General features: G+C 64.3%; 18 protein-coding genes. 10 read left to right on the forward strand and 8 right to left on the reverse strand.

What is annotated here, in order from left to right; all coding sequences use genetic code 11:
* The first annotated feature begins 81 nt into the window (after nt 1–81).
* The 3 genes from PX52LOC_RS20815 (at nt 82) to PX52LOC_RS20825 (ending at nt 4,044) form a co-directional block, all read left to right on the forward strand.
* Nucleotides 82–1,647, forward strand: coding sequence for an ABC transporter permease (locus PX52LOC_RS20815; protein ID WP_149111900.1), 1,566 nt, complete (start codon nt 82–84; stop codon nt 1,645–1,647).
* Nucleotides 1,648–1,969: 322 nt separating this feature from the next.
* Entirely contained in the window at nt 1,970–3,082 is a 1,113-nt protein-coding gene (locus PX52LOC_RS20820) for a calcium-binding protein (RefSeq protein ID WP_149111901.1), read from the forward strand.
* A gap of 59 nt (nt 3,083–3,141) precedes the next feature.
* Nucleotides 3,142–4,044, forward strand: coding sequence for a dihydrodipicolinate synthase family protein (locus tag PX52LOC_RS20825; protein WP_149111902.1), 903 nt, complete (start codon nt 3,142–3,144; stop codon nt 4,042–4,044).
* Here the strand turns inward: PX52LOC_RS20825 and hpnC are convergent.
* Entirely contained in the window at nt 4,001–4,936 is a 936-nt protein-coding gene (gene hpnC, locus PX52LOC_RS20830; protein ID WP_149111903.1) for a squalene synthase HpnC, read from the reverse strand. The genes PX52LOC_RS20825 and hpnC overlap by 44 nt on opposite strands.
* Entirely contained in the window at nt 4,936–6,300 is a 1,365-nt protein-coding gene (locus PX52LOC_RS20835; protein ID WP_168219116.1) for a PhoPQ-activated pathogenicity-related family protein, read from the reverse strand. Before PX52LOC_RS20835 ends, hpnC begins: the two co-directional genes overlap by 1 nt.
* 369 nt (nt 6,301–6,669) lie before the next feature.
* Here PX52LOC_RS20835 and PX52LOC_RS20840 point away from each other — a divergent pair, with 369 nt between their 5' ends.
* From PX52LOC_RS20840 to PX52LOC_RS20855, 4 genes are all read left to right on the forward strand, one after another.
* Nucleotides 6,670–7,485, forward strand: coding sequence for a Mov34/MPN/PAD-1 family protein (locus PX52LOC_RS20840; RefSeq protein ID WP_149111905.1), 816 nt, complete (start codon nt 6,670–6,672; stop codon nt 7,483–7,485).
* 100 nt (nt 7,486–7,585) lie between these two features.
* The gene (locus PX52LOC_RS20845) at nt 7,586–7,768 is read left to right on the forward strand and encodes a hypothetical protein (protein ID WP_149111906.1); all 183 of its coding nucleotides are present in this window, start codon (nt 7,586–7,588) and stop codon (nt 7,766–7,768) included.
* Between the two features lie 107 nt (nt 7,769–7,875).
* A complete protein-coding gene (locus PX52LOC_RS20850) occupies nt 7,876–8,301 on the forward strand; it encodes a hypothetical protein (protein ID WP_149111907.1) in 426 nt (141 codons plus the stop codon).
* Between the two features lie 100 nt (nt 8,302–8,401).
* On the forward strand, nt 8,402–9,184 hold the full coding sequence (locus PX52LOC_RS20855) for a GDSL-type esterase/lipase family protein (RefSeq protein WP_149111908.1): 783 nt from the start codon (nt 8,402–8,404) through the stop codon (nt 9,182–9,184).
* A gap of 487 nt (nt 9,185–9,671) precedes the next feature.
* On the opposite strand, the gene PX52LOC_RS20860 is transcribed toward PX52LOC_RS20855, so the two are convergent.
* Complete coding sequence (locus PX52LOC_RS20860) at nt 9,672–10,409, reverse strand: DUF7873 family protein (RefSeq protein ID WP_149111909.1); 738 nt, start codon at nt 10,407–10,409, stop codon at nt 9,672–9,674.
* A gap of 163 nt (nt 10,410–10,572) precedes the next feature.
* On the opposite strand from PX52LOC_RS20860, the gene nagB reads away from it, so the two are divergent.
* Complete coding sequence (gene nagB, locus PX52LOC_RS20865) at nt 10,573–12,444, forward strand: glucosamine-6-phosphate deaminase (RefSeq protein ID WP_149111910.1); 1,872 nt, start codon at nt 10,573–10,575, stop codon at nt 12,442–12,444.
* 4 nt (nt 12,445–12,448) lie between these two features.
* Here nagB and PX52LOC_RS20870 read toward each other — a convergent pair whose 3' ends face one another.
* On the reverse strand, nt 12,449–13,051 hold the full coding sequence (locus PX52LOC_RS20870; RefSeq protein ID WP_168219117.1) for a sigma-70 family RNA polymerase sigma factor: 603 nt from the start codon (nt 13,049–13,051) through the stop codon (nt 12,449–12,451).
* A 365-nt stretch (nt 13,052–13,416) separates the two neighbouring features.
* On the opposite strand from PX52LOC_RS20870, the gene PX52LOC_RS20875 reads away from it, so the two are divergent.
* Nucleotides 13,417–14,352: a helix-turn-helix domain-containing protein gene (locus PX52LOC_RS20875; RefSeq protein ID WP_168219118.1), complete on the forward strand. Its 936-nt coding sequence runs from the start codon at nt 13,417–13,419 to the stop codon at nt 14,350–14,352.
* 3 nt (nt 14,353–14,355) lie between these two features.
* Here PX52LOC_RS20875 and PX52LOC_RS20880 read toward each other — a convergent pair whose 3' ends face one another.
* The 4 genes from PX52LOC_RS20880 to PX52LOC_RS20895 all read right to left on the reverse strand — a co-directional run bounded on the left by PX52LOC_RS20880 (nt 14,356) and on the right by PX52LOC_RS20895 (nt 18,814).
* Nucleotides 14,356–15,348 carry an ABC transporter permease gene (locus PX52LOC_RS20880; RefSeq protein ID WP_149111913.1) on the reverse strand — a complete coding sequence of 331 codons (993 nt, stop codon included), beginning with the start codon at nt 15,346–15,348 and terminating at the stop codon, nt 14,356–14,358.
* Entirely contained in the window at nt 15,345–16,856 is a 1,512-nt protein-coding gene (locus tag PX52LOC_RS20885) for a sugar ABC transporter ATP-binding protein (protein WP_149111914.1), read from the reverse strand. The genes PX52LOC_RS20880 and PX52LOC_RS20885 overlap by 4 nt, the downstream gene beginning before the upstream one ends.
* A gap of 50 nt (nt 16,857–16,906) precedes the next feature.
* The gene (locus PX52LOC_RS20890) at nt 16,907–18,007 is read right to left on the reverse strand and encodes a substrate-binding domain-containing protein (protein ID WP_149111915.1); all 1,101 of its coding nucleotides are present in this window, start codon (nt 18,005–18,007) and stop codon (nt 16,907–16,909) included.
* 132 nt (nt 18,008–18,139) lie between these two features.
* On the reverse strand, nt 18,140–18,814 hold the full coding sequence (locus PX52LOC_RS20895) for a hypothetical protein (RefSeq protein ID WP_149111916.1): 675 nt from the start codon (nt 18,812–18,814) through the stop codon (nt 18,140–18,142).
* A 173-nt stretch (nt 18,815–18,987) separates the two neighbouring features.
* On the opposite strand from PX52LOC_RS20895, the gene PX52LOC_RS20900 reads away from it, so the two are divergent.
* Entirely contained in the window at nt 18,988–19,719 is a 732-nt protein-coding gene (locus PX52LOC_RS20900) for an aspartyl/asparaginyl beta-hydroxylase domain-containing protein (protein WP_218575124.1), read from the forward strand.
* The last annotated feature ends 41 nt before the right edge of the window (nt 19,720–19,760 follow it).

Genomic DNA, 19,760 nt, shown 5'->3' on the forward strand with positions numbered 1-19,760 from the left:
CCGTCGAGATCGCGGGACACCCTATTCTAGTTCATAAGACGAGTCGAGTAGAATCACGGTTTCATTCCCCCGGCGGGCGCCATGCGGTTCCTCGACCTGATCCGGTTCGCGATTGGCGGCCTGTGGCGGCAGAAAATTCGCACCACCTTGACCGTCCTCGGCGTCGCGGTCGGGGCGTGCTCGCTCGCCTTCAGCCTGTCGCTCGGCGTCGGCCTGCGGCGGGTCATCACCAACGAGTTCCACTCGCGGCCCGGCTTCTGGCAGGTGCAGGTGAACGCCGGGCATGGCCGAGTTGCGGCGGAACTGCTCGCGGACGCGGTGAAGTTGCCCGAGGGCGTGACCGGCACGCGGGCCGGGCGGTTGCGAGAAATGCTTGAGGCCCGCGAGCGGGCGAAGTTGGCGGTAGACACGGCGGTCCCTTTGACGCCGCAGAAGTTGGAGGAATTGACCGCCCTGCCGGACGTGGAAGAAGTGCGGACTTTCCGCCACTATTACGGCCTCATGCGGCTAGGGGACAAGAGCCGTCAGGCGACATTCGTGGCCACCCGGTGCGACCGGCCGGAGATTGTAAACCTGCTTGTCGCGGGGCGCGTGCCGCAAGAGGGGGAAGCCCGCGAAGTTCTCGTTCCGGAGTGGCTGCTCTACGACCTCAACGTGCGAACCGACGCCGAGCAAGCGGCCGTCCTCGGCCGGACCCTGACGGTGGAACTCGGCGGCACGTCCGACGCGCGACAGCAATCGCTTTTGGCCAGTCTGGGGCGAACCCTGGCGGGGTCGTTGACCACCTCGCAAGGGCTGTTGCTCCTGAAGTTGTTGAACGAACTCCCGAAGTTGATCGACCATTCGAGTCTTAGCGAAGTCGAGAAGGCCGACCTTCGGAAACTCTTGTTCCCGGCGGACACGCCGACCGACAAGCCGGGCCGTTACCCGGCCGTCGACACGTTCACGATCGTCGGCGTCTACCGTGCCGCGACCGCCGACGAAGAGAAGCGGGGGACGTGGCACCTCAATCAAGAGAGCGTGTTCGCGAGCGCCAGCGGCGGCGAAGGAATTTTTCGGCGACTGCACAGTCTGAAGGACGGCCGGTTCGACCACGCCGAGGTGCGCGTGCGTGCGGGCGGTGACCTGCCGGGCGTGGTGGAGGGCATCGAGAAGGAAGGCTTCGGCACGCAGTCGTCCTTGCGATGGTACAACAACGCTCGCCGCGAGGTGACGGCCATCGCCGTTGGGCTGAACGTGTTCTCGTGGATCTCACTCATCATCGCGGCCATCGGCATCACGAACACGCTCGTCACCAACGTCGTCGAGCGGACGCGGGAGATCGGCATCTTGAAGGCCATCGGCGCGAGTCGGCGACAAATCCTCGTGCTGTTCCTACTGGAAGGCACCGTCATCGGCACGATCGGCGGGGCGCTCGGCCTTGCCCTCGCCCGCCTCGGGGCGGGACCGGCCGACGGGTTGGTGAAGTCCGAGATTCAACGGCAGATGCGCGGCGAAACGATGCTGTCGAGCAACGTCTTCGAATTCCCCCTCTGGCTGTCGCTCGCCACGTTTGGCTCGGCGGCGATCATCACAACCCTTGCGGCTATCTACCCCGCCCGCCGGGCGAGCCGCGTCGAGCCGATCGAGGCGCTGAAGTACGGGTGACACTTCTGGCGGGTTCTCCGACACGCCCTTTGTGGCGGCGAAATCCTGTCGCCGGGACTCAGCGAACTAACCCCCACTGTCGGAGAAATCGAGGCCGGCCTGCGTGATTTCCCCCGCGCTTGCTCGACATGCCGAAAAGCGTGACATAGAGATTCTCACGATTCGCTCACCCGAGTCGCGCCCGTCGTGTTGGTGATTGGTCCGTCAAGTCCGATGGTGTTTCGCCCCGTTTGAGTCGTTGATTCTCGGAGTTGCCCTGTTCGACGGTTCGGACGTTCCGACTCGTCCCGGCTCCGGCACGTCATCTTCCAGGAGTTTCATCATGCTGTGGTTCAAAGCGCCGAAGCCTCACGCCCCGAAGCACGCCATCCGCGGCTTGCTCCCGTTGGAAGACCGGACGACGCCGAGCGTGACGGCGGTGTTCAACACGAACACGCTGACTGTCACTGGCGACGCCGATGCGAACGCCATCGTCGTCTCGGCCGATGCCGGTGGTAACTTGCAGGTGACGAACAACAACGCCGCCGTGCCGATCCGGGCGGTCTTCGGATCGCCGACACGGGCCGCGCTCACGCAAATCTCGGTGAACGCGAAGGGCGGCGACGATTCGATCTCGCTCGCCAAGTCGCTGAACACGCTCGACGCGAACGGGAAACTCGCCTTCGCGCCGGACGCCGTGCTCATCGGCGGGGCGGGGAACGACAGCATCGTGCCGCTCATCGGCGGGTTCGTTGGCGGCGTGCCCGGCAACGCGATCGTCGGCAACGTCACGCAGTACGGCGGGGCCGGTGACGACACGCTTGTCAGCGGCTTCGGTAACGACACCATGCTCGGCGAAGGGGGCAATGACACGCTGATCTGGAACCCGGGTACGCTCGTCGATCACTTCGACGGCGGGGCCGGAAGCGACACCGGGGTCATCATCGGCAACGACACGCCGATTAACGGTTCGAACGACGACACGTTCGTCTTGGGCAAGGACTCCGCCAACCCCGGCGACGTTCTCTTCCAGCGGACAAACCTCATCCCGTTCACCGTCACCATGACCGGCGTCGAGACGATTTCACTGCGGCCGCAGGGCGGGAACGACCGCGTCACCATCAACGACCTGTCCGGTACGGCCGTGCGGAACGTCATCGTGGACGGCGGAGCGGGCGACGACGTACTCGACGCCTCGCTCCAGATGAGCGCGAGTGTAAAGGTCACGCTGCTCGGTAACGACGGCAACGACACACTCACCGGTGGGGCGGGCAAGGACACGCTCGACGGCGGGGCCGGCAACGACCGCTTGATCAGCAGCAAGGCCGACGGCAAGAGCGATATCCTCATCGGCGGGGCCGGGGCCGACGTCTTCGTGGTCAGCAAGACGAAGGTGAAAGACGTGATTCAAGACTTCACGGCTGCGGATTTCGACCAGATTTGGTGTGGGTCGTGATAGGTTCACCGCGGCCGGGGTCATAGAACGCTCCTCATCTCTTTTGAGGAGACTTCCCGATGACCGTATCCTGGCGCGGTGTTTTCCCGGCCGTCTGCACCCAGTTCAAGGCCGACGAATCGCTCGACGTTCCGGCCACCCTGAAGCACATCGACGCGATGCTCGAAGCCGGCGTCCACGGCTTCGTCATGCTCGGTAGCGTCGGCGAGAACACCACCCTCGAACCGGCCGAGAAGCGCGAGTTGTTCAAGGCCGCGGTCGATCACGTCGGCAAGCGGGTGCCGGTGCTGACCGGCGTGGCCGAGTACACCACGACCCAGGCGTGCCGGTGGGCGGCGGACGCGGCGAAGCTCGGGGCCGACGGCCTTATGGTGCTGCCGCCGATGGTGTACAAGAGCGACGACCGCGAAACGATCGCGCACTTCCGCACCGTGGCGAAGGCGACCGACCTGCCGATCATGGTCTACAACAACCCGCCGGCGTACAAGGTGGACATCACGCCGGAGATGTTCGTCGAGATGGCCGACGAGCCGAAGTTCGCGTGCATCAAGGAGAGCAGCGACAACCCGCGGCGGATCACGGACATCATCAACCTCACGAAAGACCGCTACGTCATATTCGCCGGGGTGGACGACCTGTTCCTCGAATGCGTCATGCTCGGGGCCGTAGGCTGGGTGAGTGGCCTGGTGAACGCTTTCCCGGCCGAGAATCGGCTGATCTGGGACTTGGTACAAGCGGAGATGTGGAAGGAAGCCCGCGAGGCGTACCGCTGGTACACGCCGCTCTTGCACCTCGACACGCACATGAAACTCGTGCAGTACATCAAGCTGGCGTCGGCGGAGTGCGGCTACGGCACCGAGCGCTGCCGTGCCCCACGGTTGCCGCTGGTCGGCGAGGAACGCGAGCGCATCTTGAGCGTCATCCGCCAGGCGATTGCCACGCGGCCGAAACTGAAGAAGTGAGCGCCCGGCCGAGGAGCTTCACCTTCTGCCATTTGGAAACCTTCGGCCGTTGTTTCCACACGTCGTACCCCTGCCGTTCGACGGCGGCGAGCGTTGCTTCGCCGCCGCGGATGAACAGGTCCACGTCGATTCGCACCTGTCGCGGGATCAGCGGTAGCAATCGCTTCCCGCGCTCGAAGTAGTCCCGCGTGCGATCCACTTCGAACCGCATCAACTCGGCGAACGCGGGCGTGAACCGACGGGCGTGCAAGTCTTCGTCGGCGTAGCCGAAGCGGCGGCGGTCTTCTTCGGGAAGGTACACCCGACCGATGTCCAGGTCGCGGCCGACATCCTGCCAGAAGTTCGCGAGTTGCAGCCCGGTGCAGACTTCATCGGAGAGGGCCGCGCGCTCGGCGTCATGGCACTCGAACTGGTACAGCACGAGTTCGCCGACTGGGTTCGCCGAGTTGCGGCAGTAGCCGAGGAGTTCGTCGAAGGTCGCGTAGGTCTTCTTCCGCTGATCTTGTTCGAAGGCAGTCAGCAAATTCAGGAACGGGGCGGGCGGGATCGCGAACTTTTGCACCGTCTCGCGGAGGGCGATCATCACCGGATGCCGCGGTTGGCCGTTGTACACGGCGAGCAACTCGTGCCGCCACCAGTCGAGGAGTGCGAGAGTCGAATCGCCCCCCGCCGTCTCGTCGGCGAGGTCGTCGGCCCACCGGCAGTAGGCGTACACCGCGTGGAAGTGCGGCAGCAACTTCCGCGGCAGCAGCACCGAGGCGACGGTGAAGTTCTCGTAGTGCCGGTGCGTGACGGAGGCACAGTAGGAACGCGCGTGCGATAGCCCAGGGTTGGCCAACCCTGGGCTTTGCGGCCCCCACCTCTGCAACTCGTCGGCGAAGTTCCAGCCCACTACTTCTTCGCTTCCAGAATTTGGATGGTCGTGCTGAAGCACGCGACCGTCCCGTCAATCTTCGACTCGGCTTCCAGGAAGTAGGCGCGGAATCCGGCTTCGGGGGCGGTGACGGTACCCCCGATGGCCGGCCCAACGGAAACCTTGGCCGTGCCCCCGAAGATGTCTTTCTTCTTCCACGCCGACTTGCGGAAGTCTCGCGTGTCCGACTCCGTGGTCCAGAGCCGCACGATCTTCGTCTCGCGGTCGGGGCGAAGAGAGAACACCCCGTCACCGTTCTTGATGTCCTGCTTCCACGTCATCTTCGGCAGCGGCTTGTCCGTCAGCACGCAGCGGCAGAACACGCTGATGGTGTCCACCGCCTTCATCGGAAAGGTGTCCTTCTTTGCCCCCGGTTGGTTCGGCTTGTCCTGCGGCCGCAGGTCGTGCCCGGCGTTCGGCACGTACACCACCCACTTGTCCCCCTTCAGGTCGTCCCAATACTGGTTGAGCGCGTCCTGTGCCCAGTACGGGTCGTTCGTGCCGTTGACGAGGAGCTTCGGCAGCGTCAGTTTGTCGCGGTAGACCCAGGGGTCCACCATCGCCCAGAGCTTGCGGGCCGCGTCGGTATCCGGCATCGGCAGGAGTTTGCGCTCTTCGTAGTCGTGGATCATCTCGCTGTACCGGCCGAACGACTTTAGTTGGTTCGGCATCTGCTTTTGGAAGTTCAGCGTGTCGATCACCATCGGTGCGATCGCTTTCACCCGCGGGTCGCCGGTCGCAGCCGTCAGCCAACTCGTCCAGCCGCGCTTCGACGCACCGGTGATGATGAAGTCCTTGACCTCGGTGTTCCATTCCTTGCGGCCGATCTCTTGCAGGGCGTCCATCGCCTTGACCACGCTCTTAGCCATCGGGAAGAGCAGGGGCCACGAACTGTCTTTCGTTTCTAGGTAGCGGACGAACGTCTCGGCGATGAGGGCGTCTTCCTTCTTGCCGTCGTAGAGCGGTTGCTTCGGGATGCCCCAGAGGACGGCGACGGGAGCCTTCACGCGGCGGGCGAGTTCCAGGCCGATGAGGCCGGTGACGCTCTCCTTGTTCGCCTTGCCGCCGGTGTTCAGCAGCACCATCGCCGACTTGTTGTTCACCTCCTTCGGCACGAAAATTTGCAGATCGTGCTCCCAGAGTTCGTCGTGCCACTTCTGCGACACGAGGTGGTAGAGCAGGATCGCGTTGCCCTCGGACTCCGACTTGTCCACCAGCTTCCAGGCGAAATCGGGTTCGGACTTCTTGACGTAGTTCTCCAGGTCTGGGGGGATTTGCGGCGTCTGAGCAACCGTGGTCGAGGCCACGACCGCGACGAAGGCAAGCGACAGGAATCGCGACACGACGGAGTCTCCGGTGCGGAAGAGGGCTGTCGCAGAGTAGTCTACAAACACGGCCGCGGGAACTGAACCGGCTTTCCGGGCGGCTGTGAACGTGTTTTCACTAGAGTTCTTTCCGGCCCGCGGTTATAGTGCAGGTGTTAGTGGGCGACCAAGCTTACCGATCCCACGCCAGGACCGGCGACACGGCACCACTTCTCCCCCACACGAACGCCCGACTTTCGGAGTACCGTCACGAGCGCGTGGAAGGACTTTCTCCGCACGACGGCCGAACAGGTTCGCTGGTGGGCCACTTCAAGAGCGAGTGCGCCCGCCCCGTCGCAAGACCCGCGATTAGAAGCGACGCGGTATGAGCCCCTCGCGCGGGTCGTCCTGACCGACGAGGTCAGCCGAACGCTTTTCGGCGAGTACGCGGCTCACCGGCAGACGGACCGCGGCACCGAAGAAACCGGCTGGGTCTTGCTCGGGTTACGCGAGACGAACACGGCCACCGTGCTAGCGACGTTGCCCGCAGGGGCGAACCGTGACGCCGGCCAGGAGCACGTGCGGTTCAACACGGAAGCCCAGGCGCTGGCGAGTCGAATCGTGCGGCAGGACGACCGCCGGTTGACGTTACTCGGCGTCGTTCACACGCACCCCGGCACGCTCCGGCACCCGAGTGGCGGCGACCTCCGCGGCGACCGCGAGTGGGTGAAACGACTCCGCGGTCGGCAGGGCATTTTCGCCATCGGTACGGTCGATGATGAGACGCACGAGGCGACCGTCGGCGAACACCCCCGACCGCACGTGCAGAAGTTGAAAGACTTGCGGTTCGACTGGTATAGTTTGACGCACGGCGAGGCGAGCTACCAAAACTTGCCGGTGGAACTGACCATCGGCCCCGACGTGGCCCAACTGTTGCGGGGCGTGTGGCCGATTATCGAAGCCCATGCCGGGCGACTCGACCGCCTCGCCCGGCAGCAGGCGAACGTGCGGTTCGCGGTGACGACCGACGACGAACAACCCGGCCTCGCGGTGAGCGTGCCGCTCGCCGAACCGGGCCAGTCGATTCGGCTGTTAGTCCACGAGAAGAGCGTGCGATTCTTTTACGCGGCGGGCGGCGAGGTGTTTCAAGCCGACCTGCCGGCGGGCGCGGAACCGGACCAGGGCGTGTACCTACTCCTGGCGGAACTCGCGGCCCGCGGATGACGAATCACCCCCGGTGGAAGACCCGGGGTGTGGGTGTTCGGGACTCAACCGGCGATGTCCGCCGGTCTGGAGAGACGGCCCGAACGGGAGGGTTTCCAACATGGACTTCCGACCGCTGAGCGAACTGGAACGGCGTAACCTGGTCACGGCCCTGCGCGGCAACGCCGACGGCAACCGCGTGCTCTTGCTCGACCGCAAGGACACGAGCTTCTTGGGCACGTCCGAAGAAGTACCGGACGAAGAAGTCATTAACGCGATCAAGTCCGTCCCGTGCCACTACTGAAGAAGTGCGGAATTCGGAACGCGGAATTCGGAATGGAAAACCTCGATCGCATGGGCCGATTCTGGTTTTGAACTCCGCATTTCGTATTCCGAATTCCGAATTCGTTTATGGGCCTACTGGACACCGAACTCGGCAAGCGGCGGCTGTTGTCCGTCGATTTGCCGGTCATCGAGAAGTACAACGAGGGCCGCGACCCGGACTACCGCATCCGCGTGCTGCGAGTGGCCGGCTCGCTGGTCCTGCACTACCACCTCAAGCCGACGCACAACCTCTACGCCGTCGAGACGCGGTTACTTTCGAGCTACCCAACCGTGCCGCCGGAGACGCGCGTCCTCACGCCGTTGAAACACTGCCCGCACCTGCTCGAGGGTCAGACGCTCTGCCTGTGGCGGCAAGGCTCGACGCGCACCACGAGCCGCTGGGATCCGGCCAAGTTTACCTGCATCTTCGCGGTGCAAGCTGCGTGGCGGTGGCTGGCGTGCTACGAAATCTGGCACGACACCGGCGAGTGGCCGTTGCCCGAGGCGAAGTAACGGCCCGCTCGTGTTGACGGCGAAGATGGCACCTCGTTGAATATTTCCGCCGGACCTTTCTCCCGGCCACACGCCACCTTTTCACTTTGTGGGTACACCCATGTTCGCGTTCCACCGTCGCCCCGCCCTCGCGCTGTTCGCCGCGGCCGTCAGCTTGTTGACGCTCCGCACGAGCGGTCTTGCGCAAGACTCGCCGGCCAAGCCGAATGACGCCGTCAAGCCGGTCCCCCGCGATGCCAACTGGATGAAGCGGCACCAGTCGTTCCTGGACCGGGCCAAGAAGGGGCCGGTGGACGTCCTTTTCGTCGGCGACTCGATCACGCAGGGCTGGGAGGGGAACGGCAAGAAGGTGTGGGCGGAGAAGTTCGAGAAGTGGACCCCCGCCAACTTCGGCATCGGCGGCGATCGCACGCAGCACGTCCTCTGGCGGATCACGGAGGGCAAGGAACTCGACGGCGTCGACCCGAAGGTCATCGTCATGATGATCGGCACGAACAACTTCAGCAGCAACACGCCGGACGAAGTCGCGGCCGGTGTGAAGGCGATTCTGGACGAGTTTCACAAGCAAAAACCGAAGGCGAAGGTGCTGCTCCTTGGCGTCTTCCCGCGGAGCGCGAAGCCCGGCAAGGAACTGAATGAGAAAGGGGTCACGATGGTCGCGAAAGACGAGTTGCAGCCGAAGACGAAGCTGGTTAACGACCTGCTCGCGAAGTTCGACGACGGCAAGGCCGTGAAGTACCTCGACATCGGCGACAAGTTCCTCGACGACAAGGGCGGCCTCGCCAAGAAGACGATGCCCGACTTCCTGCACCTGTCCGAGCCGGCCTACGCAATCTGGGCCGACGCCATCGCGAAGCCGGTGGAAGAGTTGCTGAAGAAGTAAGGGCGATACCAGATGGGCAAAAAAGTACCCCGCCGAGATAGCACTCTCGGCGGGGCGGTGACACCTTGTATAAGGTGGTGCGATGGTCCTGATGGAACAGGTGTCCACAGTTTCCGGTCGTCGACCCTGATGCTGATACCAACTGCCTAGCCGTTAGGCGACCCCCCAGTGTGATTGTTCGGCTGAAGCTGAGGGGGCGGGATTCGAACCCGCAATCGTTGGTCTATGGTCGATCGTCGATTGAAACACCTCCAACGCGGGTTCATTTTTGGCGTGTAACAACCTAAGCCTGGGAGTAGTCGCCGGCCTCTGCCCTTGGGCTACCCCTTCGTGGTTGGGAATGAAGGGGGTGGGACTCGAACCCACACATGCGGTCGATCTACGGTTCAGCCGAAACCTCAGCCTCAGTTCTGCACGCCTGTGCATGAGATGAGATAGGGAATCTGCGATCGAGGTTCGGTGGAATGCCGAAAAACCTCCGTTCCCTTTACTCATCGAACACGAACGCGAACACCGCGTCAGCCGCTTTTTGGCGATCCACCTCCAGCAGATTCGCTTGCTCCTTCGCGACCTTGATGGCATCCTGCAACTTCCGAACGCGGGCCAGGATCGCGTTCTTCTTGTCGGCCGGGAGGCTGCCGCTGTAGAGGATCTGCGTCCACGTGCCGACCGGGATGTCCTTCGTGAACAGTTCCGTCTGGGCCGGGTGCTTTTCCGTCGCCTCGTACTTTACGATGACCGTCGGCTCCTTGGACGTGCGTAGCGACTCGGTCGCGCGACTTCGCAGAAGCCCGGTGTTCGGGTCGTGCGTCCACTCTTCCGCCGGGTCGGGCGTCGGCAATTTGCCGATGAACGTCTCCAGGTCGTTGACCTGCTTGTCGAGGTACAGCAAGAACGTGATCGGCACGCCGGCCAGGATCGTCTTCCCCTCGACGGTTACGTCGGCCTTTGCCTGCTGGTTGCCCGTGTCTTGCGTAAAGACGAGGTTCCACACCTCCGTCCACTTCGCCCGGGCTTCGCGGATCATTTCGTCGGCCCGCTGCTGAACCCGCTGCGATTCCGGCGGCAACTTCTGGCCGTTCACCTCGTCTTGCGGCCGGTACGTCCGTTCGCGGCCGGCGAAGAGTTGATCCTTTTGAATGAGCTTGTACAGTTCCGTGATCGTTTTCTCGGCCTCGCCCTTCCGGGCCGTGACGATGGCGTTGACCTGATTGAGCTTCGGCATGTGCGTTCCCCGTGCGGTCGTCTGAACTTGGTTGTGATGATACGAAGGACACCGCTCGAACGTGAGGGTTCGCAGGTCCGGCCGCAATGCCTCCCCGCCAATTCCGGAAGCCGTACAACAGCCCCTCAAGAAGCCTCTCGCACCTTTCGGAGATGTACGCCGTATGGCTCCCTCGGCCCACAACCTTCCGCACACGCGGGTGTTCACCATCGCCTTCCCGAGTAGCGGGGCCGCCGCGAAGTTCGTCGCGCGGGAGATCGATAAACTCGTCCGCTCGCGGAACGCGGCCGGCAAGCCGACAGTCCTCGGCCTCGCGACCGGGTCCACGCCCGTCGGCCTGTACCGCGAACTCATTCGCCTCCACAAGGAAGACGGCCTCGACCTGTCGCGGGTCATCACGTTCAACCTCGACGAGTACTACCCGATCCCGAAGGAAGACCCCCACAGTTACTTCCGTTGGATGCACGAGACGCTGTTCAACCACGTCAACATCAAGTGGGAGAACATCCACATCCCCGACGGCACCCTGCGGCCGGACGAGGTGGACGCCTTCTGTGCCGAGTACGAGCAGAAGATCAAGGCGGCCGGCGGGATCGACATTCAAGTTCTGGGTATCGGCCGGACCGGGCACATTGGGTTCAACGAGCCGGGCAGCCCGCACAACTGCCGCACGCGGATGGTGACGCTCGACAGCATTACCCGCCGCGACGCTGCCCCCGGCTTCTTCGGCGAGGAGAACGTGCCCGCCCAGGCGATCACGATGGGCGTGGCGAGCATCATGGACGCCCGCCGCATCTTCCTCATGTCCTTCGGCGAACACAAGGCGACCATCACCTACAAGGCGCTCGAACAGCCGCCGACCGAGGCGATCACGGCGAGCTTCCTGCAGGACCACACGAACGCGACCTTCCTGCTCGACTCGGCGGCCGCCGCCGAACTGACGGCGATCAAGCGGCCGTGGGAAGTCGGGCCGTGCGACTGGACACCCGAGACGGTCCGCCGGGCCGTGGTCGGCCTCTCGCTCAGCGTCAAGAAAGGCTTGCAGAAACTCAACGACTTCGACTTCCGCGACCACCACCTGTACGAACTGCTCCGCGAGAAGGGGCCGGCCGAGAAGATCGGGGAAGAAGTCTTTCACGACCGCCTCGCCACGATTCAGATGTACCCGGCCGGGCGGGAGCGGAAGAAGATTCTGGTGTTCAGCCCGCACCCGGACGACGACGTGATTAGCATGGGCGGCACGATCATCCGCCTGGTGGAGCAGGGGCACGACGTTCACATCGCGTACATGACGAGCGGCAACATTGCCGTGTTCGACCACGACGCCCGCCGGTTCGTGGACTTCGTCGACGAATTCCTCGCGGGGTTCGGCGACAGCGGCGAGAAGTCGTCGGCCGGCACGATCAAGGAGCGCGTGAACAAGTTCATCGACGAGAAGAAACCCGGTCAGCCCGACTCGCCCGACTTGCTCGCCGTGAAGGGAATGATCCGGGCCACCGAAGCCCGTGCCGCGGCCCTGGCCTGCGGCATCCGGCCGGAACAGTTGGAGTTCATGAACCTCCGCTTCTACCGCACCGGCACGATCACCAAGAACCCGATCCAACCGCAGGACATCGACGACATCGTCGCCCTCCTCGAGCGCCTCAAGCCGGCCCAGATCTACGTGGCCGGCGAACTGTCCGACCCGCACGGCACGCACCGCACCTGCGCGGAAGCTGTCTACGAAGCCGTCCGCCGCGTGCGGGCCAAGCAGCAGATGTTTGACGTGTGGCTGTACAAAGGGGCGTGGGAAGAGTGGGAGCCGCACGAGGTTGAGATGGCCGTGCCGCTGTCATCGGACGTGCTAGAGCGTAAGAAGCAGGCTATCTTCCGCCACCAGTCGCAGAAGGACCAGGCCATGTTCCCCGGCGGCACCGACCGCCGCGAGTTCTGGCAACGAGCGGAGGACCGGAACCTCGGCACGGCCCAAACCTTCGACGCCCTCGGCCTGCCCGAGTACTACGCGATGGAAGCGTTCGTGAAGTGGGAGGAGTGACGGGTCACGGCGAAACCGTCAGGGCCTTTCGTAACTTTGTGATTGCCGACGCCTGGACCTGACGGACGCGCTCCTTCGACAACCCGATTTCACGCCCGACGTCCTCCAAAGTCGTGCTCTCGGACTGTTCGGTGAGATTGAACCGGCGGATGATGACGACCTTTTCGCGGGCCGAGAGCAACGGGTGGTCGGCCCGCAGGTACTCGTCCAGCCGGTATTGGTGGTTGGCCGGCGTTGCGAGGGTCGTCGCGGCCGGCGGCTCACTTTCCACGAACTGATCGAGCGAAAGCGCACGCTTGGCCAAATCCCTCATCGCACGCTTGCCCTGTCGCGAGAGTGCCCGCAACAGGCAGGTGTAGGCGTAGGTGCTGAAGCGGATGCCCATCCACGGGTTGAAGGCGACGACCGCGTGGATGAGGATGATGTGGCACTCGGCCGCGAGGTCTTCGGCCATTTGACTCGTCTGGGCGAACGCTCGCACGGCCCGGAAAATCAACTTGCGGTTTCCCACCACGATCCGGTTGCGGAGTTCCAAGTAGTATTGCTGCCACTTGCGCAGCTCGCGGCGGGTGCGGGCGGTGTGCATCCGGTAGGCGGTGTAGTGCATTCGTTTCGAATGTTCGCGGGAAACCTCGTCGGGCATAAACCCGCCCACTTCGGACAGGGGCGCGGCCAACAACGCTCGCGGGTCGAGTTGCCCGGCGGTTGAGGGGTGCGAGAACCCTCGGTGTCGAATGAACCCCGGCAGCGGGCAATCCAGGTGTCGGGTTCGGCGGACGGGCCGTGTTGTTGGATTCACGTTCGGCCTCGGTGCTAGAATAAAATGCCGTGGGTAAGCGGCCGGGATTAAAACGTCCAAATCGTCCGTATTATTACCAGCCGCACGTCCGGCGTCAAGGTACTATGCAGGCCGGGTGCCGGAAACCCGGTCGGGCGGTGTGGAACACTCGATCACACTCGGGCGAGAATTGCATGGACCGTCTTCCTGACCCGCCGCCCGATCCGGGATCGTCGTACCTGAGCACCGAACAGGTGGCAAAGGCCGTTGGCGTCAGCGTAACGACGATCAAGCGGTGGGTGGACGAGGGGATTCTGCCGGCTCACAAGACGCCCGGCGGGCACCGCAAACTCGTTCTTGCGGACGTGCTGCGATTGACGCGGGAAGGGGAGTTGCCGCCGGCCGACCCGTGTGAGTTGCTGAAGCCGACGACCCGCGGTGATTCGGCCGAACCGGCCTATTTTCAGCGACAACTCGAAGACGCCATCCGGCGCATCGACGGCGGCCAAATCCGGGCCATTCTTCGGGCCGCGTATCAGTCGCGGGTGCCGATGGCGGCGCTGGCCGATCGGGTGATCGCCCCGGCCATGCGATTTGTCGGCCACGAGTGGGAACTGAACCGCGTGGACGTGGCGACGGAACACCGCATCACGCAGGCGGTGGTCGCTTCCATGTACGAACTCCGTGGGCTGATTCTGGCGAACGCGACCCGGAACCGACCTGTCGCCATCGGCGGGGCGATTGAGGGGGATCACTACGTTCTGCCGACGCTGATGGCGAAGTTAACGCTGTTGGAAGCCGGGTGGGATGCGGTCAACGTCGGGCCGAATACACCGGCGGCGGCGCTCATCGCCACCATCGAACGACTCAAGCCGAAGTTGGTCTGGGTGTCGGTTTCGCACGTCCCGGTGGTGGACGATTTCGAACGGGATTACAAGCACCTCTACTACGCGGCCCACGCGAGGGGCGTTGCGGTGGCCCTCGGCGGGCGGGCACTGACGCCGGAACTACGAGCGCGGTTGCCGTACACGACGTTTGGCGACGGCATGACGCAACTCGCCGCTTTCGCCCGCAGCCTCCACCCGCTGCCGCAACGGCCGAAGCGGGGGCGGCCGGCGAAGAAACTGTAACCGTCAGACCTTGCCTGCCTTCGACCGGCGGCGAATGACCTCGTCGATGATCGTGCCCACGAGCAGCGTCAAGCCGATCACGGCCGGGATGCCGTCGCTTTTCATGCCACGTAGGTTAACGAAGTTATCGACGACCGGCATCACCATCGCGCCGAGGACCATGCCGACCGCCGTCCCTTCGCCGCCCCGCAGGCTGCACCCACCGAGGACCGCCCCGAGGATGGCGAACAGTTCCCAACTCGATCCGCCCGCGTCGGACTGCACGGACGGGCTGTTCAGGAACAACAGCACCCCCGCCAGTGCGGCAAGGGTGGAGCAGATCACGTAGACCATCACCCGCTGGCGGTTCACGTTCACGCCCGCGTACTCGGCCGCCAGTTCGTTGTGCCCGATCGCGTACCAGTACCGGCCGTAGGCGGTGCGGTGCAGGAAGAAACCGAGGACTGCGGCCAGCACCAACAGCAGTACAAACTCACCGGGGAAGAGGAGTTCGCCGTTGAAGTCCTTGCCGATGGTGAGGAATCGCAAGCCGCGGAGCGGTTGGTCGAACTCCGGGTGCGCGGCCGGGTCGCGGGGGTCGGTCACCCAGTTCCGGCTGACCGTCCCGCCGATCAAGCGGGCGAGGCCGCGGTACACGAACATGCCGCAGAGGGTGACGAGGAACGCCTGGAGTTTCAGCCGTGTGACGAGCAAGCCGTTCACCAGGCCGACAGTCGCGCCGAACGCCAGCACCAGCAGGACGGCCGCGTAGGGGTGGACGCCGGACTTCATGACGACGCCGAACAGTACGGCCGCACACCCGACAACCGAGCCGATCGACAGGTCGATGCCGCCGACGATGATGACGAGCGCGGCCCCGAGTGTGACGATGCCGTACTGCCCTTGCAGGTTGGCCACGTCGATCAGGTTGTCCGTCTTCCCCGCCGGCGGGGTGGACAGCAGCAGGGCGGCGTATAGTGCCGTCACCAGCCCGACGATACCAAGAATTCGGGTCACGCTGTTCCCCCCGTTGCGAGCCGCATGACGGCTTCTTCGGTCAGTTTTTCTCGGGCCAGTTCCCCGGCGATCCGCCCCTCGTGCATCACGAGCACGCGATCGGACATGCCGAGGAGTTCTTCCATGTCGGACGTAATCATCCAGACGGCGACGCCCTGCCCGGCGAGTTCGTCGACGAGGGCGTAAATCTCGGCCTTCGCTCCGACGTCCACCCCGCGGGTCGGCTCGTCGAGGATGAGCAACTTCGGCCCGCGGGCCAGCCACTTGCCGTAGACGACCTTCTGCTGGTTGCCGCCGGACAGCAGGCCGACGGTCTGGTTCGCGCTCGGGGTCTTCACGCGCAGGCGGTCGATCCAGGTCTTGTGCAGTTCCTTCTCGGCCGGGCGGCGAACGCCGAAGAGACTGGTGAGGCGGTCGAGGTTCGGCAGGCTGAGGTTGAAGCCGACGCTCTCCGGCAGGACGAGGCCGTGCAATCGGCGGTCTTCCGGCACGAGGAAGACGCCGGCCCGAATCGCGTCGGCGGGTCGGCGAATCTTGCGCTGTTCGCCGTTGAGGACGACCTCGCCGCCGACGGCGGTCCGCACGCCGAAGATTGCCTCGGCGAGTTCCGTTCGGCCCGCCCCGACCAGGCCGGCCATCCCGAGGATTTCGCCCGCCCGGACTTCGAACGTTGCCGGGGTCGCGGGGCCGTTGCGGTAGAGCAGGTTGCGGACCGTGAAGATGGCCGACCCGCCGCCTTTGCGGTGGTCCTTCGGGTAGAACTGCTTCAAGTCCCGGCCGACCATGAGACGGACGAGATTGTCGTGGTTGATCTCAGCACGGCTCAACTCGCCCGCGTTGCGGCCGTCGCGCAGGACGGTCACGCGGTCGGCAACGCGCTTCACTTCCGCGAGCCTGTGCGAGATGTACAACACCGACACGCCCGTGGCCTTCAGCGCGTCGATTACGCCGTAGAGCGTTTCTGTCTCCCGCTGCGTGAGGCTGGAGGTCGGCTCGTCCATGATGAGGATGCGCACGTCCAGCCCGAGCGCACGGGCGATTTCGACCAGTTGCTTTTCACCCGGGGGCAGCGACTCTACGCGGGCGGTCGCACGGCTGGCGGGCAACCCGACGCGGGTGAGTAATTCTTGCGCGCGTTGGGTCGTCGTCCGCCGGTCCAAAACGCGGAGCGGCCCGCCGCGGGTCGCCTCCCGGCCGAGGAACAGGTTGTCCACGACGGTCAGGTTTTCGGCGAGGTTGAGTTCCTGGTGAATCAGACTGACGCCGGCCGCGATGGCGGCGGCCGGCCCGTTGAACTGCACAGACTGGCCGTCGAGTTGCATCTCGCCGGCGTCCGGTTGGTACACGCCGCCGACGATCTTCATGAGCGTCGATTTGCCCGCCCCGTTCTCGCCCACCACAGCCAGAACTTCGCCCGGCGCGAGCGTGAGCGAAACTCCGTCGAGGGCGAGAACCCCCGGGAATTGCTTGCGGGCGGCGGTAATGCAAAGGCGGGGTGCGGTGGGCATGGGAGAGAGTCCGAGGCCCGGCGACGGGGTCGCCGGGCGTTCGAGATGGGTTACTTCTTCACCGAGGCGAGGTCGTCGCGGATCTTCTTCTCGACGACTGCCGCCTTGAGATTTTGGATGACCAACCCGTTGGTCGTCTGGTCCGGGCCGCCGTCCTTCGTCACGAGCCGGTACGGGATCTGGCCCTTGCCGACGATCTTGGACTTGTCGCCACGGGCCGCGGCCGCCAGTACCTCGACCGACTTGTACCCGTAGTTGAACGGGTCCTGCCACACGGTCCCTTCGATCTCGCCCTTGTCGATCGCCTTCAGGGTCTCGAGGTTCTCGTCGAAGCCGACGATCTTGATTTTGCCGACCAGCGACTTCGCACGGGCCGCTTCGAGGATGGCCGGCGGGTTGTAGGCGTACAGGCCGACCATACAGATGTCCGTGACACCCTCCAACCGGCCGAGCACGTCGCGGGTGTTCGTAACGGCCTTCTCGCCGGGGCCGCCGTCGGTCTTGGCTTCGCCGTCGACGAGGAAGTACTTGCCATAGAACTTGCCGTTCACTTCTGGCTTCGTCGGGTGCTTGCCCGGCGTGCCGTTCGCCTCGGGCGTGCCGAGTTCGTCGAGGACGCCGCTGATGCGGCCGACGGCGTTGGCCGATGAGTTGTTGCCGATGAACAGGGCGATCGTGCCGCCGTTCGGCAGGGCCTTTTTCACCATCCGCCCGGCCGCCCGGCCGGCTTCGTGATTGTCCACACCGATGTAGCACAGCCGGCCGGTGCTTTCCGCCGCGTCGTTGTCCATCGTCACGAGGCTGACCTTCTTCGCGATCCGCGTCAGGTCTTCTTCCTGCCCCTTCGGGTCGATCACGCTCACGGCAATGCCGTTCATCCCCTGCTTGACCCAGGCGTCGATGATCGGCATTTGAATCGCCGCGTCCAGCTTTTCCGGCTGCCGGAACACAAGGTCCACGTCGAAGTCTTTGGCGGCCTTATTCGCCCCGGCTTCGCACAAGTCCCAGAACGGGTCGGTGGTGTTCGTGACGACGCCAATCTTTGGCTTGGTGCCTGCCGGGACAGTGCTGGCGGCGTTGTTATTGCCACTGTTGCTGCACCCGGCCGCGAACGCGGCAAGGGCGGTTAAGAAAGTGAGACGAAGGGCCACGACGCACCCGCTTTCGGAAGAGGGGAGAGTTCCGCAGGATTGTGGAGTAAATGTACGCCGGGCGGAGGACTCGGCAACATCTGTGTGAAGATGAAGTAGGAAGAACGTGAGATATCGGCGAGGGAAATGGAATTAGTTCGACCACTCGGGCTTGCTGCCGCCGCCGTTGAGTTGGTGGATGATGTCGCGGTTCTTGTTCGACCCCCGCAACAGTTGCTCCGCCTTCGGGTAGACGCCCTCGTCGATGCCGGTGGTCTTCAGCATCTCGATGGCGATGCGGCGGGGGTCGGTCGTCTCGGCGAGGACGCGGTCCACGACCTTCTTCGGCGTCCGCTTCTCGATCGCGGCCAACTCGGCGAGGCGGAACTGATCGCCCGTGATGCCGCCGGCTTCGCCGCTGTTGGTCAACGTGATGGCCATGATCGGGTCGGCGTAGCCCATCTTCGTGGCATTGCGCTTCTCGGCCACCATCTTGCCGAGTTCCGAACACAGCACGGCCGCGAGTTCCTCGTCCGTCTTGCACTTGTCCACGAGGGCGTCGGAGATGAACACGCTCTGCTGCCCGCGGTGGAAGAGGACGGGGTCCTCGTTGCCGATCGTCTGGAACCCGGTGTCGATGCCGCAGAAGATGTTGGCCGAAAGAATCTGCCGGCCCATCTGATCGACGCGCGCGGCCGCCGCGATCGAGGCTTCCTTCGTCTCGCCCGTCTCGATCGGCTTGTTGATGAAGCCGCGGGCGGTGCGGAAGAACCGCGAATCCTGGCAGCCACAGAGGGCGAGTGTCAACACCATCGCGGCGACGCGCATGCGGTCACTCCAGTCCGTGAATCGCCGCTTAATACCGGTGGCGCGGGGCGTTGTCGAGGGGAAGTCGCCGTGGCTCGGATTCAAGTTGGAGTCGGGGGCGGGTCGATACGGTTGAAACGGTGAACCGACCCGCCGCCGGGTGCCGACGCCGCTTCCTCTTGTCCGAGTGTGTCGTGGACTACCACATCTTCAAGACGGCGGTGAACCGCTTCTTCGGGCCGTTCGTCGGACGCGACAAGCGGCCCGCGTACTTCGACATCGCCACGGCCTACCCGTCGCTGGACAAACTGACGAAGGGGTTTCCGGTCATCCGCGGTGAGTTCGAGCGATTGATGGCCGAGTCGGCGGCGATGCCGCGATACCACGACATCGACAAGGGCGAAAGGGCAATCTCCGACGCCTCTGCGAAGAAGTGGTCGGTGTTCATGCTGGAAATCCTCGGCCACAAGCCGGCCGTGAACCGTGCGTGCTGCCCCGAGACGTGCAGACTGTTGGACAAGATTCCGGGGCTGATTCAGGCGTTCTTCTCGGTCCTCGACCCCGGCAAGTCGGTCCCGGAACACGAGGGGCCGTACCTCGGCTACCTCCGCTACCACCTCGGCCTTCGTGTGCCGACCCGCAAGCCGCCGAAGCTGGTGGTGAAGGGCCAGGACTACCAGTGGAAGGAAGGCGAGGCGGTACTGTTCGACGACAGCTACCCGCACAAGGTCGTGAACGACAGCCCGGACATTCGGGCGGTGCTGATCGTCGATGTGCGGCGGCCGCTGCCGATGGTGCCGAACCTGTTGAACCTGTTCATCACGAACGTCGTCGCCCGCCACACCTACGGCAAGAAGGTCGCAAAGAAGGCCGAAGAGTTCGCGGCAACCTCGGGTCAGATCTTGAAGCAGCGTCAGGCGGCTTAACCTGGCGAGCCGCGTTCCGTAAGGAACCGGGTGAGTATCCG

The sequence above is a fragment of the Limnoglobus roseus genome, from assembly GCF_008254045.1.
Taxonomy (GTDB): domain Bacteria; phylum Planctomycetota; class Planctomycetia; order Gemmatales; family Gemmataceae; genus Limnoglobus; species Limnoglobus roseus.

Coding starts and splice junctions, on each gene's coding strand:
- PX52LOC_RS20815 (WP_149111900.1), top strand. CDS start 82: ATGCGGTTCCTCGACCTGATCCGGTTCGCGATTGGCGGCCTGTGGCGG.
- PX52LOC_RS20860 (WP_149111909.1), bottom strand. CDS start 10,409: ATGCCGAAGCTCAATCAGGTCAACGCCATCGTCACGGCCCGGAAGGGC.
- PX52LOC_RS20820 (WP_149111901.1), top strand. CDS start 1,970: ATGCTGTGGTTCAAAGCGCCGAAGCCTCACGCCCCGAAGCACGCCATC.
- nagB (WP_149111910.1), top strand. CDS start 10,573: ATGGCTCCCTCGGCCCACAACCTTCCGCACACGCGGGTGTTCACCATC.
- PX52LOC_RS20825 (WP_149111902.1), top strand. CDS start 3,142: ATGACCGTATCCTGGCGCGGTGTTTTCCCGGCCGTCTGCACCCAGTTC.
- PX52LOC_RS20895 (WP_149111916.1), bottom strand. CDS start 18,814: ATGCGCGTCGCCGCGATGGTGTTGACACTCGCCCTCTGTGGCTGCCAG.
- PX52LOC_RS20845 (WP_149111906.1), top strand. CDS start 7,586: ATGGACTTCCGACCGCTGAGCGAACTGGAACGGCGTAACCTGGTCACG.
- PX52LOC_RS20850 (WP_149111907.1), top strand. CDS start 7,876: ATGGGCCTACTGGACACCGAACTCGGCAAGCGGCGGCTGTTGTCCGTC.
- PX52LOC_RS20875 (WP_168219118.1), top strand. CDS start 13,417: ATGGACCGTCTTCCTGACCCGCCGCCCGATCCGGGATCGTCGTACCTG.
- PX52LOC_RS20870 (WP_168219117.1), bottom strand. CDS start 13,051: ATGCACTACACCGCCTACCGGATGCACACCGCCCGCACCCGCCGCGAG.
- PX52LOC_RS20885 (WP_149111914.1), bottom strand. CDS start 16,856: ATGCCCACCGCACCCCGCCTTTGCATTACCGCCGCCCGCAAGCAATTC.
- PX52LOC_RS20855 (WP_149111908.1), top strand. CDS start 8,402: ATGTTCGCGTTCCACCGTCGCCCCGCCCTCGCGCTGTTCGCCGCGGCC.